The organism is Paenibacillus sp. 79R4 (genome assembly GCF_013393165.1).
Taxonomy (GTDB): Bacteria; Bacillota; Bacilli; order Paenibacillales; family Paenibacillaceae; genus Fontibacillus.
Map to the genome: position 1 here is coordinate 229,304 of NZ_QJOT01000007.1, position 14,955 is coordinate 244,258.

A 14,955-nucleotide genomic window follows, 5' to 3' on the forward strand; every position below is an offset into this window, starting at 1 on the left:
AAACTATTCCATCGCTTTGTTGGTGTCAGCCGGCCGTCTTTCATAGGGCTGCTTGGCCCAGTGAATTGGAGGTGTATGCACTCAAAGCTTTGTTCCTTTTGGCTAAGCTTCGTTTCCGGGTTCAGCGCATGCTCCATTTACTCATCCATGGCACATGCTGTTGCTATGACTTCGGCGATCTATCGATGGTTAGATGCAGCTTATAACCCAAATTATAGCACAGCCTGAAGCGCTCCTCGATCATTTGCATGATGCGAGTATGAAACTGGACTATTCCGACTGGAATAATTAATACGGATAAAAAAGGTCAACTTCTTGCTTGTTTCCGCATAGGTATGTAATACACTTTTTCTAATTAAGTCAGGTGTAGAGATTTGACTAAATAAATGATGATGCTGCAGGTTATTCCATTGCTGGTCAGGATCAAAGGGACGGGGAGACCCCAAGCGGAGTACAGGAGGTACCGAACATGGACATTTTTGAACGTATAGCGGCTTACCGGGCGGAAAGCGATGCTTTAGCATGGAACGGAACATTTAAGGACTATGTCGCTCTGCTCGCCGAGGATCCTTCACCTGCCATGACAGCCCATGCCCGGGTGTATGAAATGATCGAGTCTTACGGCGTGGAAGAGCTGAATGGCCGGAAAAAGTATAAGTTCTTTGAACAGGAAATTTTCGGACTGGATCGGGCTGTGGAGAAGCTGGTAGAGGAATATTTCCATTCCGCGGCCAGAAGGCTTGATGTCCGCAAACGCATCTTGCTGTTAATGGGTCCGGTGAGCGGGGGCAAATCGACGCTTGTCACAATGCTGAAGCGCGGTCTGGAGCAATTTTCCCGTACACAGCGCGGAGCGGTCTATGCCATCTCTGGCTGCCCGATGCATGAGGAGCCGTTGCATCTTGTTCCTCATGAGCTGCGCCCGGAGGTAGAGAAGGCGCTTCAGGTCAGAATCGAGGGGAACCTCTGCCCGGTCTGCCAGATGAGACTGCGTACAGAGTTTGGCGGAGATATCGAGAAGGTGCCGGTTGAAAGGGTGCTGTTATCTGAGGAAGGGCGGATCGGGATTGGCACATTCAGTCCTTCAGATCCGAAATCACAGGATATCGCCGACTTAACCGGAAGCATTGACTTCTCCACGATTACGGAATTTGGCTCTGAATCCGATCCCCGAGCTTACCGTTTTGATGGTGAATTAAATAAAGCGAATCGCGGGCTGATGGAGTTCCAGGAAATGCTGAAGTGCGATGAGAAGTTTCTCTGGAATCTGTTGTCCTTGACGCAGGAGGGGAATTTTAAAGCGGGAAGATTTGCTTTGATCTCGGCCGACGAGCTCATTGTGGCACATACAAACGAATCCGAATATAAATCCTTCATCGCGAACAAGAAGAATGAAGCATTGCAATCGCGGATGATCGTCATGCCAATCCCATATAATCTGAAAGTATCGCAGGAGGAGAAAATCTACGCCAAGCTGATCGGCCAGAGCGATATGGGACATGTGCATATTGCTCCGCATGCTCTGCGTTCCGCGGCGATCTTCTCTATACTGACCCGGCTGAAGGAGACGAAGAAGCAAGGCGTCGATCTCGTTAAAAAAATGCGCCTCTACGACGGGGAAGAGGTGGAGGGCTACAAGGATGCGGACTTGAAAGAGCTGCAGAATGAATATTTGGAGGAAGGAATGTCCGGGGTCGATCCGCGTTATGTAATTAACCGGATATCCAGCGCCTTGATCAAACAGGATATTCAATGCATGGGTGCGCTTGATATTCTTCGGGCAATTAAGGATGGCTTGGATCAGCATGCTTCGATTACGAAGGAGGAACGCGATAGATACTTGAACTTTATCAGCATTGCTCGCAAGGAGTATGACGAGATCGCAAAGAAGGAAGTTCAGAAGGCGTTCGTCTATTCCTTTGAGGAGTCGGCCAAGACACTGTTCGAGAATTATCTAGACAATATTGAAGCGTTCTGCAACTGGACGAAGCGGCGCGACCCGCTTACAGATGAGGAGCTTGATCCGGATGAGCGGCTGATGCGTTCGATTGAAGAGCAAATCGGCATTTCCGAAAATGCCAAAAAAGCTTTCCGCGAAGAGATCTTGATTCGCATCTCCGCTTACTCTCGTAAAGGCCGTAAATTCGAGTACAATCATCACGATCGATTGCGGGAAGCCATCGAGAAAAAACTGTTCGCGGATCTGAAGGACATCGTCAAAATCACGACTTCTACCAAGACGCCGGATGAGAGTCAATTGAAACGCATCAATGAGGTCAGCAAGCGCTTGATTGATGAGCACGGCTATTGCCCTGTATGCGCGAATGAACTGCTGCGTTATGTGGGGAGCCTGTTGAACCGTTAGATGATCCCGCTATCAGGGGCAGGAGACATGACTGGGGGCATGGGCTTCCTGCTTCTATAGGAAGATAAGCTGAATTATAGATTATAGTCTGCCACTTGATAGTGGCGGGCTTCTTTTTTGCGATAAAAAAGGGTTACATATGGCCGTGAAGCTGCTGCTTTCATGAAGCAAAGGTACAGTGAAGATCAGCAAAAGTCGTTATCATTTGTATATTTATTCATTTTCTGAAAATGGCTTAACAAATCATAATATTTCCACTACAATGAAATAACAGGCTTGACCGGCTAAATGGTTCGGAGCGCAGTACAATCCATGTTGAAAAAAAGGGCGTACCCTGCCGCGGTGCGCTCTTTCCCATTTTTTACGAGCAGGTCGGATCTATATGTTTCTGCGCGAGGGCTAAGACCATACTCACAAGAAGGGGCTTACTTCATGAAAAAGAAAATAACCGATATTGTAACTATTATCTTGGGCGCATTGATCTTTGCATTGGATGTAAATCTGTTTGTGATTCCTAATGACTTTGGCGAAGGCGGCGTTACCGGGGTCACCATCATTTTGTATTATTTGTTCCAATGGTCTCCTGGACTTGTTAACTTCATATTTAATTCGATATTGCTGGTGGTCGGGTACAAATTTCTCGATAAGCAGACAACCATATATACAATTATTGCTGTCGTATTTAATTCTCTTTTCTTGTATCTTACAGAGGGATGGAGCATCGCCTCCCATGATTTAATGCTGAATGCTGTCTTCGGTGGCGTATTTGCCGGGGTGGGCATCGGGCTCATTATTAAGGTGGGCGGGACGACAGCAGGATCTACGATTCTTGCCCGGCTTATGAATAAGTATCTGGATTGGAATGTAAGCTATGCTTTGCTATTTTTCGATTTGATTGTTGTCTTCGCCTCCTTGTTCATTATTGGGGTTCAGAGCTTGATGTTCACCATTGTGATGCTGTTTGTCGGTACCAAGGTAATGGATTTCATTATAGAAGGCCTGAATCCGAGAAAAGCAGTAATGATCGTATCCAAGGAGCAGAATCAGATTGCGGAGCAGGTTAATGTTCTGATGGAGCGGGGCGTAACCGTGCTTCATGGACATGGCTTTTATACGAAACTGCCGCAGGAAATCTTGTATATTGTCATTAATAAGCAAGAGATTAGTCAACTGAAGAAGATTGTTAAAGCGATCGATACGAATGCATTTATCACCATCCATGATGTACGCGATGTATTCGGGGAAGGATTTATGGAGCTGTCGAAATAGGCAGCTCTTTTTTTGTAGAATATTAACCCCATATTAGAAGATTTTCCACCTCACTTCCAGGTAGAGAGGGGGTAATATAGAGGTGATTACACATCTTGGGAGGTGCTTCATGAGGATCATAGTGGAAGACACGGAGGAACAGTTTCATATTGCGGCTGCGCTTGAAATTGCAAAGCAAATTGTAGCGAAGCCTGATAGCGTAATTACGTTTGCGGGGGGCGAGACAACGGTGGGAGTCCATCGGGAGCTGGCCCAATTGCGTCGTCAATGGCGTATTGATTTTTCAAAAATGAAGGCGTTTACATTGGATGAGTATGTCGGTCTATCTCCAGATGATCCGCGAAGTGTCAGCTACCGGATTCGTCACCAGGTATTGAACCCTATCGGCTTGCAAAGCGACCATATTTATATGCCGGACGGCATGGCCGAAGATCTGCAGCAGGCTTGCACTGTCTACGATAGACTCCTTGATGAGCATCCTGTTGATCTCGAAATACTCGGGATCGGGAGTAATGGTCATATTGGATTTAATGAGCCGGGGACCCCTTTTCATCTGGATACACATGTCATTCATTTGGCCAGTCGCACGACGCAGGATAAAGCCGGATTCTTCGGCGCAGTCGGCAGCGTCCCTGAGCAAGGGATTACCGTAGGAATTCGGCGGATTATGAGATCGAAGCAGATCCTGCTCCTGGCTAAAGGGAAGGGCAAATCCGAGATTATCAGGCAGGCCTTAATGGGACCGATAACTACGGATGTTCCAGCCTCCGTCCTGCAGCTGCATCCTAGCCTGACGATTATTATGGATAAGGCAGCAGCCGAGCTATTATAGTCACGATTCAGATCCAGGGATAAATTGAAAGGAGATCTAGCCAAATGCGTGTAGATGAGCCAGTAACTGTAGGAATTGATATTGGTGCGACAAAAATATTGATCGGTTCGGTGACCCGTCAGGGCGATATTATTCATCATGCCAGATACGGGATCGATCTTAGCACGGAGTCCTCGCTGAAGGGCAGTATCTATCGTTCCATTGCGGATTATATCCATGGACGCCGCGAAGAGAATATCTCTGTAAATATCGGAATTGGAGTGTTTGGCCACGTTGATTTTGAACAGGGGGACTGGCTCGGAACGATGAGGGTACCGGGGATGGAAATGATTCGCTTCAGAGACGATCTGAAGCAACGCTACGGGATGAACGTAGCCATCGATAATGATGTACATACGGCGGCACTGGCTGAGCTTCATCTCGGAAAAGGCCGGGAGTATCGCCATTTTTTATATGTTAATATCGGCACAGGGATTGCTGCGGGGATCATCAGTGACGGCAGACTGATCAGGGGAGCCTCCAATTATGCCGGAGAGATCGGTCATACCTTCGTCGGGCGTGACATGGAACAGTGCATGTGTGGGAGTAGCTGGTGTCTGGAATCCGCTGCTTCAGGAGGCGGCATGATCAAACGGGCCATCCGCTGGATCAGTGACTATCCGGATTCGAGACTGGGCCCTCTTATTCAATCAGGTGGGATTACATCCGTGGATATTTTTAGAGAGGCGCGCAGGGGAGATCTATTATCGATGAAAATACATAAGGAGTTCATCTGGTCGATCGGGATCGGACTGGTTAACCTGGTGAATATCCTTAACCCGGAAGCGATTATTCTGGGCGGCGGAGTGATGAGGGATAGCTGGCTGTTGAAGGAGCTTAGCGATTTTGTATATCAGAATACAACCGGGGTATCAAGGCGAGGGCTGAAGGAGATCTCACTTACGGAGTTAGGACCACAGGTGACCGGATTGCTTGGGGCGGCCTGTCTGGCATGGGATTATGAGAAAATTGGATAACCATGCAAATTTCCCCGAATGCCTGCTTTGGGCAAACCTGATTTCAGCGAATTAAATGACGTGGGCAGGTCAGGGAGAGAGGACGATAACTGGATGAAAATATTGATTAATCATATCGGGTATGAGCGAAAGGGAACGAAACGTGCTGTCATCATGGGCAGCAGTACAGATGAGGTCAGCAGCTTTCAAGTGGTGGATCAGTCGAGCGGGCAGATGGCTTATGCCGGAACTGTCCAGTGCTGCGGAACGGTGGGAAAATGGAGGAATTGGTTTTTCTGGACGGCAGATTTTGATGGGTTGCAGGTCGAGGGACGGTATGTCATTGAATGTGATACGACACACGGTGTGATTCGTTCCTATGATTTTGCTATAGAAGATCATTTGCTTGGAAAACAAAGTCTATCGGATGTCATTTTCTATCTCAAAGCTCAGCGGTGCAGTGGAGATTTTGACCGCGCGGACCGGAATATTCCGTTCGCCGGAGAACGGGAAGGACAGCATGACTTGCACGGGGGATGGTACGATGCGACCGGGGATTATGGTAAGCATCTATCGCATCTGTCGCATGCGACTTATTTTAATCCGCAGCAAGGCTCCTTTGCAGCATGGGTTCTGTTCAAGGCGCATGAGCTGCTCGAGGAATCAGGGAATCGCCACTACTATCAATTCAAGCGCAGACTGCTGGATGAAGCGATGTATGGTGCGGATTATATGTTCCGGATGAGGGCGCCCTCGGGCAGCTTCTTCCGCTCGGTCAGACGCAGTGGAGAGTTCATGAAGGCGGAGGACCGGAGCATTTCGTTCCAGTACAAGAATTCTTCTTCCCAGTTTGGAGCAGCGGCTACGGCTGAGGTTGAAGTGATTACCGATGAGTCCTATGAGACAGGGTTCCGTCAAGGCGCTGGATTTGCCATCGCTGCGCTGGCTGCTGCGAGCCGGCACGCTTACCCTGGCGATTATTCGCGCGAGCAATATTTGCAGGCAGCCCGGGAGTCGTATGAATATCTGGCGGAGAATAATGCCAAATATTTGAACGATGGCAAGCCGAATCTATTGGATGAATATTGCCGGTTAATCGCGTTAGTTGAATTGTACCAGGCCTCCCTGGATCCGGATTATCTGAAACAGGCGGGTGAGAGCGCTGAGCGGTTAATCGGTTATATAAAACCAAGTTCAGAGTGGGGATGTTATTGGAGTGCCAATGAGGAGGGACGCCCGTTCTTCCATGCTTCGGATGCCGGCCTTCCGGTAGTAGCACTGCTGAATTATTTGCAGATTGAGAAGAATCCGTCACGCCGCAGCAATATAATGGAGGCGGCCCTTCGGGTTATGGAATCTGAACTGAAAATAACCGGGGAGGTTGTGAATCCGTTCGGATTGGCACGGCAATATGTACAAAGCAGTGATGGACGGCGATATACTTCTTATTTCCTGCCGCACCAGACAGAGGTCTCCCCTTGGTGGCAAGGGGAGAACGCACGTCTTGCGTCTTTAGCCACAGCTGCCAGACTGCTGTCCAAGCAGTTAACAGAAGCTAAGGATACTGCGTTCAAGGAAAGGTTGTTGGCCTATGCCGACGCTCAGTTGAGTTGGATTCTCGGACTTAACCCGTTTGACAGCTGCATGCTGCAGGGCTCCGGGCGGAACAATCCGCAGTACCATTTTGTGAATGGGTTCGACTATATGAACTGTCCGGGGGGAATTTGCAATGGCATTACCTCTGGATTAACCGATGAGGAGGATATCGAACTTTTCATCAAATCAGAGCCGGGTGTTGTTGATGACAATTGGCGCTGGGCCGAGCAATGGCTGCCGCATGCCTCATGGTATATGTATGCGGTCGCGCTTGGCGACCTGTCGGATTCCGAAGATCAGTAAGCGGGTCCAATTGTAAATGTAAAGACTAGATCTCGATTAAACCGCCGGACTGAAGCACCGGTGGTTTTTTATTTGTTCTAGCCGCTCTACTCTATTTCGGCCAATGGGCTATACTTGCGTTGCTTCTCCCTCACATATCACCGCGCCGCTTGAATATACTTAGTTACAGCTACTTTTTAATCCCCTGACATTCCAATAGGGAGGTGCCCACTGTGTCATCTTCATTTGAACAGAATAAGTTCAACTTCGTCGTCTCCAAGGAAGATTGGTCGCTGCATCGCAAAGGTTATCAGGATCAGCAGCGCCACCAGGAGAAGGTGCGGGAAGTCATTCGGCAGAATCTGCCGGACCTGATTACGGAAGAGAATATCATTATGTCGGACGGCAAGCAGATTATTAAGGTTCCACTGCGCAACTTGGAGGAATACCGCTTCATCCATAATTTCCAGAAGCAGAAGCATGTAGGGCAAGGGAATGGGGACAGTGAAGTTGGCGATGTGCTGGCTCAGGATCAGCCGAAGGAGGCTGGCAAAGGAGGGAAAGCAGGCAATCAGCCCGGACATGATGTCGTAGAGGCCGAGATTAGCATCGAGGATTTAGAGGATATGCTGTTCAATGAATTGGAGCTCCCCTTTATTGAAGATAAGGATAAAGAGGAGATGGAGACGGTCTCGTTCCGGTTCAACGATGTCCGCAAGAAGGGGCTGATGTCCAACATCGATAAGAAACGGACGATTCTGGAAAACCTGCGTCGCAATGCGACCTCCGGCTCTCCGGGTATCCATGGCATCTCACCGGACGATCTGCGTTATAAGACATGGGAGGATGTCAAGGTCCCCCGCTCCAATGCGGTCATTATTGCCATGATGGATACAAGCGGAAGCATGGGCAATTTTGAGAAGTATTGTGCTCGAAGCTTCTTCTTCTGGATGACCCGATTTCTGCGCCGGCAATATGAGAAGGTAGAGATCGTGTTCCTAGCTCATCATACGGAAGCGAAGGAGGTTAGCGAGCAGGATTTTTTCACCCGTGGCGAGAGCGGTGGCACGATCTGCTCGTCCGTTTATCAGAAGGCGCTGGAGATTATAGATGAACGGTATCCTCCGTCCAGCTACAATATTTATCCTTTCCATTTCTCCGACGGCGATAATCTCACTTCAGACAATGAACGTTGCACGAGGCTGATTAATGAGCTTTTGAAGCGCTCGAATATGTTCGGCTACGGGGAGGTCAATCAATACAACCGCGGCAGCACCTTAATGTCCGCTTATCGCAATTTGAGGCATGAACGGTTTCTGTACTATGTCATTAAGGAGAAGGGTGAGGTGTATCAGGCCTTGAAACGCTTTTTCCACAAACGGGAAGGAGGCGAATAACGTGGCGGCTGAGCTGGAACAGTTGGAGTATTCGATTCAGGAAATTATGGAGATCGCCGATGGATTTGGGCTGGATTATTATCCGATGCGTTACGAGATCTGCCCGGCTGATATCATCTACACCTTCGGGGCTTATGGGATGCCGACTCGCTTCAGTCATTGGAGCTTCGGAAAAACCTTCAATAAAATGAAGATGCAGTATGATTTTGGGTTAAGCAAAATTTATGAGCTCGTCATTAATTCCAACCCATGTTATGCCTTCCTGCTGGAAGGCAATTCGCTGATACAAAACAAGCTGATCATTGCCCATGTGCTGGCTCATTGCGACTTCTTCAAGAACAACCTTCGCTTTTCGGCTACGAATCGTGATATGGTCGAGAGCATGTCTGCGACGGCGGAGCGGATCAATCGTTACGAATTGATTCATGGTGCAGGCAAGGTGGAGGCATTTATCGATGCCGTTCTGGCTATCCAGGAGCATGTTGATCCGCAGCTAATCAAGCCACATCGCTATGATAAGCGGCAGCAGATGGAAGAGAAGCAGCGTCAAGCTAAGGAGAAGAAGAAAGCGCCGGTCCGGCAGGGAGAATATGACGACCTGTGGGGACTTGAGAATCAGGGCGCAGCGTTTTCGGATAGTGAGGATGCGATTCCGTTTCCACCGGAGCAGGAGAAGGATATTCTCTGGTTCATCCAGGAGTACTCAGAACATCTGGAGGACTGGCAACGGGATATTATGAGCATGCTGCGCGAGGAAATGCTCTATTTCTGGCCACAGATGGAGACGAAGATTATGAATGAAGGCTGGGCTTCTTATTGGCATCAGCGCATTTTGCGCGAGATGGATCTGAGCAGTGAGGAGACGATCGAATTCGCCAAGCTTAACGCTTCCGTTGTACAGCCTTCGCAAAGCTTGAATCCCTATTACCTGGGCCTGAAAATCTTTGAGGATATCGAACGGCGCTGGAACGAGCCGACAGAGGAGGAACGGACGAGATTTGGGCGGGTTCCCGGGCAGGGCAGGGAAAAAATCTTCGGGGTGCGGGAGCTTGATTTGGATACTTCATTCCTGCGCAGCTATTTAACGAAGCAGTTAGTGAACGATCTGGATCTGTATATTTTCGAGAAGCAAGGGCCAGAGTGGAAAATTACCGATAAAAGGTGGGAGAATGTACGTGATCAACTGGTTGCCTCCCGCATGAACGGAGGATTTCCTTACGTTGTTGTGAAGAACGGAGATTATGACCGGTCTGGTGAGCTGCTGCTGAAGCATCAATATGACGGTCTGGAGCTGGACCTTAAATATCTGGAACGCACGCTGCCGTATGTCTATACGCTCTGGGGCAGACCCGTCCATCTTGAGACGATCGTCGAGAACAAATGCGCTTTGTTTAGCTATGACGGCAATAAAGTGAGCCGGAGGATTGTATAAGGTTTAGAAGTGAAGTGGGTAAGAAGTTAATGTAACCTGTAATGATGAGCCATAGCCGGATCCTCGATCGGGATGTTAAATTGACAAACTGATTTTATACGTGATCTGGAGCTATGGCTTTGCTGTTTTAGATTGATATCCTGTGTATATTGTACATTTGAAGAGTGCACGCTCTATGAAAAGGTTAATGGCCATAGTAGGAAAGATCGACTCTCTCCATCTGTTGAATATAACGCTGAAGTTGTTCTTTATGTATATCTATTTCATAGGCTTTCTTAGCCGCTTCACGAAGAAAGGCTTCCATTTTGGACTCTAGCTTAACAGCAGACGCGCCTTTCCAATCATGTAAACGACGGTATAGGCTTCTCATTTGCTGTTCTTGGAGTTGGAGCTTTTGCTTTAAATACTCGCATTGCTGAACTGCTCTCCTTAGATCCTCAAGTTCTAGGGATATTCGACTCATACAATTTACACCACCCTTTGTTCTAATTTAGTGCTGTTGATCGGCAGCGATGAATAGCTTTGCCTTCAAGTCGATGTAATTAGCAATATCTGAGATGGATTCAAGATACCATTGATTTATTTTTCTGAAGGAATCGGTCGCATCGTAGATGATTGGTCTCAGAGCGTTGCTCTGACTTGTCTCTACCTCTGCTTGGAATAAACGAATCGCAAGATGAATTCCACTGTCAAATTCCTGCAGGCTGTTTCGCATTTGTTGCGCGGTTCTTTGCAGTTCTTCAGGTGTAAGCTGAATGCTGCCCCCGTTCATGTTCCCTATAAAAGTTACCACATCGCTTCCCGTCCATCTGCTAGTTGCAACCATCTCCTCATAGGCAGAAACTCTCGGATTAAACTCTACCGCTTCACCGTCCATAGTAAACAGGTTATTAACCAGATTACCGTTTTCATCAAATTTGAAATATTCTAGGGAATGATATTCCTCTCCAGCAATAGAATTGTACATTTTCATGAGTGCCGACTGTTTCCCTAAGGGATATGTATAAGGAACAAATTGAATGGGTGTCCATTTATAGCCAAAGAGCATTTGAGCAAACCAATTATCTCTTCGTTGAGGAACAGAGAAAGGGATATATATTGTATTGTATCTATCGTTAGCATCATTAAAGGTAGAGTTAATGTAATAAGTTTCTCCGACATGAGGCTCTGAATTAACTGCACCAGAACCGATCGCGTCCCCAGGATGAACGTAAGCAATATTCGTATCGCGGAACTTACTATTCTTCACTTTCTCCTGAAGATCATCGGACAGAAGATGTGTGATGCTAGGTGCATTAAAACTTACTGAATTCAACCCATTACGGACTGCGACATACTCGGCCTCTGCTCCTCCTAGAGAGTGGCCAGTAGTGGATATTTCGGCGGTAGGATATTGTTTCTTAACAGCATCATACAAATTTTGGGCTTGTGTAAATTGATTATCCTGGTATTTGGCTTCATATTGCATGAAAGGTAATGCATTTTGGAGCGGTAGTTGATTGATTTTATCCTTATTCTTCTCATAATACTTATGAACTTCTTCTAAATTTTTGGGGCGATTACCGATAACATCATTAATATCAGTTCCATAGTCCATAAGCAACGCTCCAAACGGGGCGGTCCGGGGGTTCTGTACCTCTATAGCCGATAATGACCTGATTTGTTTTCTCATTATAGAAGACCGTTGCATCAAAACCAGAGCCATTGGTGTCGTGCAGCATGGCTCCTTCTGGTTCAACAATGCTCCAATTTGGAATACTATTGAGATCTTCATTAGTAATATCCCTCACATATGCTAAGCCTGATATCTCCCTATAAGTTTTATCATTTATGTATGTCATAAAGCTCCCTCCTAGAAAAATTTAAATTTAAATTTTATAATCAGGAAGTATGTTGTAATAATTTCATGATTTTACATTTTGGGTAATCGGTACTATTATACTATATAGGATAAAATTAGGATATGAGGAATGTGTTTTAACTACTATGAAAGTTCTCTTTTTTGAAACGATAATAAGTAGTAAGAGGGAATTCATGTGGGGAAAACTGTTAATTTTATTAGGAATATTTTTTGTTATATTTATCGTCATTGGAGCATATCGCTACAAATATAATTTGGAGAGGAAGGCAATAGTCGAGACAGGCATTAGAATGCATCTCAATGTTTTTATAAGGGGACATGAAGATACATCCATTTTGGGTATATACGATTATGAAGAAAAAGTTAGTGAAAGGTGCGGGGGTGTTGAAATGCGGAAGAAGCTGTTGATTTTACTAGGGATATTTCTTGTTATATTCATCGTCATTGGAGCATTTCGTTACAAGTACAATTTAGAAAGGGAAGCAATAATTGAGGCGGGCACGAAAATTAGTCAAGAACACATAAAAGAACATTTTAATAGTGACTTTGTTATAACAGACTATGATATTATTCATTCTTCAATAGATAATAGAATGTATATTGATGGTTATATTAAAGGACATGAAGATGTAAAGATTAGTGTGATTTACGATTACAAAAATAAAGAGGTATGTGGTGTTGGAGGTCCCAAGTGGTTTCTTAATAGTGAAAAGAAGGATATACCATAACCAATGTGGTTTCGATGAAAGAATCTGAGTACCAAGTAAAATACTGTGTGGGGGTTTGCGATGAGGAAAAAGTTGTTGATTTGAGTAACAATAGCGCTGGTTATAATCACGGTTATCGGAGTATATCGTTACAAGTACAATTTGGAAAGGAAAGCAATGGTAGGGACGGCCACAAAATAAGCCAATAATACATAAAGAAACATTTTGATAGTGAGTTTATATTAAGAGATTATGATCTAATTCATCCTTCTATAAATAGAACATTATTTCTTGATGGATATATTAAGGGACACGAAGATATCACAATCTCTGTAACATATGATTATGAAAAAAAAGAAGTACGAGATGTTTGGGGACCAAAGTGGTTCATAGAGAGTGAAATAAAGTGAATAATGGGATGAGGAGATTTTTTTGAAAAGGGATGCAAATGAAAAAAATATTGATTTTACTAGGGATATTTCTTGTTGTTATATTCATCGTCATCGGTGCATTTCGCTACAAGTACAATCTAGCAAGGAAAGCAATAATTGAGGCGGGCACGAAAATTAGTCAAGAACACATAAAAGAACATTTTGATAGTGACTTTATAATAACAGACTATGATATTATCGATTCCTCAATAAGCAGTACAATGTATCTTGATGGTTATATTAAGGAGCATAAAGATGTAAAGATTAGCGTGAAATACGATTATAAAAATAAAGAAGTACGCGGTGTTGGAGGTCCTAAGTGGTTTCTTAATAGTGAAAAGAAGGATATACCATAACCAGTATGGTTTCGATGAAAAAAATCTGAGTACCAAGTAAAATACTGTGTGGGGGTTTATGTGCGGAAAAAGCTATTAATATGGATAACGATATTTGTAGTTGTATTTATGATAATCGAAGTATATCGCTTTAAATACAATCTAGAAAGGAAAGCAATAATTGAGCCGGGCACGAAAATTAGTCAAGAAAAGAATACATAAAAGAACATTTTGATAGTGACTTTGTTATAACAGACTATGATATTATTCAATAGATAATACAATGTATCCTTATGGTTATAAAAAGGAACATGAAGATGAAAAAATCACTGTTTGGTATAATTATGAAGAAAAAAGGTGGATGATATTAGCGGTCCAAAGTGGTTTATTAACAGACGTAACCCATCCATTGATTCAACAACAGGTCTGTAAGGATATATCGTAATCAATTAGGAGCGCATGGGTGTTCAAATAGTTGATTGAGGGCAAAATACATAACTTATAAATTAAAAAACATGACGTACAAACGGGATACCAATTTGCACGTCATGTTTTGTTTTATTTCGGGTTTATTCTCTAGTGCTAGCTTATTTTCTTCGTGTACAAAATGCCGATGGTCTTTGCACCGCAGTGGCTTGAGATGACGCAGCCGGCCTTGGAGATGGCGACTTCCCTGGCGCCGGTCTTTTCTTGCAGAATGCTCTTCAATTGGTCGGCATCTTCATCCGCCAGCGAATGGGTGACGAAGATCAGATCATTGTCCATATCCTCGATGCAGGCAAGCGCATTGTCCAGCATTTGATGAAGAGCCTTCTCACGGCTGCCGCGCACTTTGTAGGCGGGGGTCATTTTCCCATCGATCACTTTGATGACCGGACGGATCTTGAGCAGGCTGCCGACTAGATTCTGCATGCCGGAGCAGCGTCCGCCTTTGTAGAGATAGTCGAGGGAATCGATCACGAATTCCGTCTCTACCTGCGGTCGGGTTCTGTGCAGGAGGTCCATGATCTCTTCGATGTTCTGGCCTGCTTCGGCTGCTCGATATGCCTTCATCACCTGCAGACCAATGCCGGTAGACAGGTTCAGTGAATCAAATACACGAACTCGTCCCTCGGGGAACTCAGCTGCCGCGATCAATGCGTTCTGATACGTAGAAGAGAGCTCAGACGACAAGCTGATATAGAGGATATCCTTGCCTTCGTTGATGGCTGGCGTGAAGGCCTGAATGAAGTCAGCGGGTGAAGGCGCAGCCGTCTTTGGCAGCTTCTTCGTCTCGCTTACCTTCTGATATAACATGGGGGTATCCAGGTCAACGCCATCTTTATAGGTCTGCTGATCAAAGATGACATACAGGGGAATAATTCCAATGTCATATTTCCCAATCCAATCGGATGGCAGGTCACATGTGCTGTCAGCGAATATTTTGAGAGTTCCCATTGTGTAGTCCTCCTTA

At 45.6% G+C, this 14,955-nt stretch carries 13 protein-coding genes; 9 read left to right on the forward strand and 4 right to left on the reverse strand.

Annotated features, from left to right (window positions below; genetic code table 11):
* Positions 1–469 precede the first annotated feature (469 nt).
* The 7 genes from DMN77_RS12175 to DMN77_RS12205 all read left to right on the forward strand — a co-directional run bounded on the left by DMN77_RS12175 (position 470) and on the right by DMN77_RS12205 (position 10,168).
* Entirely contained in the window at positions 470–2,365 is a 1,896-nt protein-coding gene (locus DMN77_RS12175; protein ID WP_068780202.1) for a PrkA family serine protein kinase, read from the forward strand.
* Between the two features lie 432 nt (positions 2,366–2,797).
* Entirely contained in the window at positions 2,798–3,634 is an 837-nt protein-coding gene (locus DMN77_RS12180; RefSeq protein WP_179015153.1) for a YitT family protein, read from the forward strand.
* 109 nt (positions 3,635–3,743) lie between these two features.
* Entirely contained in the window at positions 3,744–4,466 is a 723-nt protein-coding gene (locus DMN77_RS12185; protein ID WP_179015155.1) for a glucosamine-6-phosphate deaminase, read from the forward strand.
* Between the two features lie 44 nt (positions 4,467–4,510).
* The gene (locus DMN77_RS12190; RefSeq protein ID WP_068780205.1) at positions 4,511–5,482 is read left to right on the forward strand and encodes an ROK family protein; all 972 of its coding nucleotides are present in this window, start codon (positions 4,511–4,513) and stop codon (positions 5,480–5,482) included.
* 93 nt (positions 5,483–5,575) lie between these two features.
* The gene (locus DMN77_RS12195; RefSeq protein ID WP_179015156.1) at positions 5,576–7,360 is read left to right on the forward strand and encodes a glycoside hydrolase family 9 protein; all 1,785 of its coding nucleotides are present in this window, start codon (positions 5,576–5,578) and stop codon (positions 7,358–7,360) included.
* A 212-nt stretch (positions 7,361–7,572) separates the two neighbouring features.
* Positions 7,573–8,736, forward strand: a complete 1,164-nt coding sequence (yhbH, locus tag DMN77_RS12200) for a sporulation protein YhbH (RefSeq protein ID WP_068780207.1) — start codon at positions 7,573–7,575, stop codon at positions 8,734–8,736.
* A 1-nt stretch (position 8,737) separates the two neighbouring features.
* Positions 8,738–10,168: a SpoVR family protein gene (locus DMN77_RS12205; protein ID WP_179015158.1), complete on the forward strand. Its 1,431-nt coding sequence runs from the start codon at positions 8,738–8,740 to the stop codon at positions 10,166–10,168.
* A 184-nt stretch (positions 10,169–10,352) separates the two neighbouring features.
* Here the strand turns inward: DMN77_RS12205 and DMN77_RS12210 are convergent, their stop codons facing one another.
* From DMN77_RS12210 to DMN77_RS23905, 3 genes are read right to left on the reverse strand one after another with little or no spacing between them, the layout of a single operon-like run.
* A complete protein-coding gene (locus DMN77_RS12210) occupies positions 10,353–10,631 on the reverse strand; it encodes a hypothetical protein (protein ID WP_068780209.1) in 279 nt (92 codons plus the stop codon).
* 27 nt (positions 10,632–10,658) lie between these two features.
* Complete coding sequence (locus DMN77_RS12215) at positions 10,659–11,765, reverse strand: lipase family protein (RefSeq protein ID WP_256872360.1); 1,107 nt, start codon at positions 11,763–11,765, stop codon at positions 10,659–10,661.
* Positions 11,749–12,009, reverse strand: coding sequence for a hypothetical protein (locus DMN77_RS23905; protein ID WP_256872361.1), 261 nt, complete (start codon positions 12,007–12,009; stop codon positions 11,749–11,751). The genes DMN77_RS12215 and DMN77_RS23905 overlap by 17 nt, the downstream gene beginning before the upstream one ends.
* A 193-nt stretch (positions 12,010–12,202) precedes the next feature.
* Between DMN77_RS23905 and DMN77_RS12220 the strand changes: the two genes are divergently transcribed.
* Together DMN77_RS12220 and DMN77_RS12225 are read left to right on the forward strand one after the other, a co-directional pair.
* Positions 12,203–12,757 (forward strand): hypothetical protein, encoded by a 555-nt coding sequence (locus tag DMN77_RS12220; RefSeq protein WP_179015159.1) that lies wholly within the window; start codon positions 12,203–12,205, stop codon positions 12,755–12,757.
* Positions 12,758–13,184: 427 nt separating this feature from the next.
* The gene (locus DMN77_RS12225; protein ID WP_179015161.1) at positions 13,185–13,523 is read left to right on the forward strand and encodes a hypothetical protein; all 339 of its coding nucleotides are present in this window, start codon (positions 13,185–13,187) and stop codon (positions 13,521–13,523) included.
* Between the two features lie 561 nt (positions 13,524–14,084).
* Here the strand turns inward: DMN77_RS12225 and DMN77_RS12230 are convergent.
* The gene (locus DMN77_RS12230) at positions 14,085–14,939 is read right to left on the reverse strand and encodes a DegV family protein (protein ID WP_068780212.1); all 855 of its coding nucleotides are present in this window, start codon (positions 14,937–14,939) and stop codon (positions 14,085–14,087) included.
* Positions 14,940–14,955: the final 16 nt, after the last annotated feature.

Coding starts and splice junctions, on each gene's coding strand:
- DMN77_RS12175 (WP_068780202.1), top strand. CDS start 470: ATGGACATTTTTGAACGTATAGCGGCTTACCGGGCGGAAAGCGATGCT.
- DMN77_RS12180 (WP_179015153.1), top strand. CDS start 2,798: ATGAAAAAGAAAATAACCGATATTGTAACTATTATCTTGGGCGCATTG.
- DMN77_RS12185 (WP_179015155.1), top strand. CDS start 3,744: ATGAGGATCATAGTGGAAGACACGGAGGAACAGTTTCATATTGCGGCT.
- DMN77_RS12190 (WP_068780205.1), top strand. CDS start 4,511: ATGCGTGTAGATGAGCCAGTAACTGTAGGAATTGATATTGGTGCGACA.
- DMN77_RS12195 (WP_179015156.1), top strand. CDS start 5,576: ATGAAAATATTGATTAATCATATCGGGTATGAGCGAAAGGGAACGAAA.
- DMN77_RS12210 (WP_068780209.1), bottom strand. CDS start 10,631: ATGAGTCGAATATCCCTAGAACTTGAGGATCTAAGGAGAGCAGTTCAG.
- DMN77_RS12215 (WP_256872360.1), bottom strand. CDS start 11,765: ATGGACTATGGAACTGATATTAATGATGTTATCGGTAATCGCCCCAAA.
- DMN77_RS23905 (WP_256872361.1), bottom strand. CDS start 12,009: ATGACATACATAAATGATAAAACTTATAGGGAGATATCAGGCTTAGCA.
- DMN77_RS12220 (WP_179015159.1), top strand. CDS start 12,203: ATGTGGGGAAAACTGTTAATTTTATTAGGAATATTTTTTGTTATATTT.
- DMN77_RS12225 (WP_179015161.1), top strand. CDS start 13,185: ATGAAAAAAATATTGATTTTACTAGGGATATTTCTTGTTGTTATATTC.
- DMN77_RS12230 (WP_068780212.1), bottom strand. CDS start 14,939: ATGGGAACTCTCAAAATATTCGCTGACAGCACATGTGACCTGCCATCC.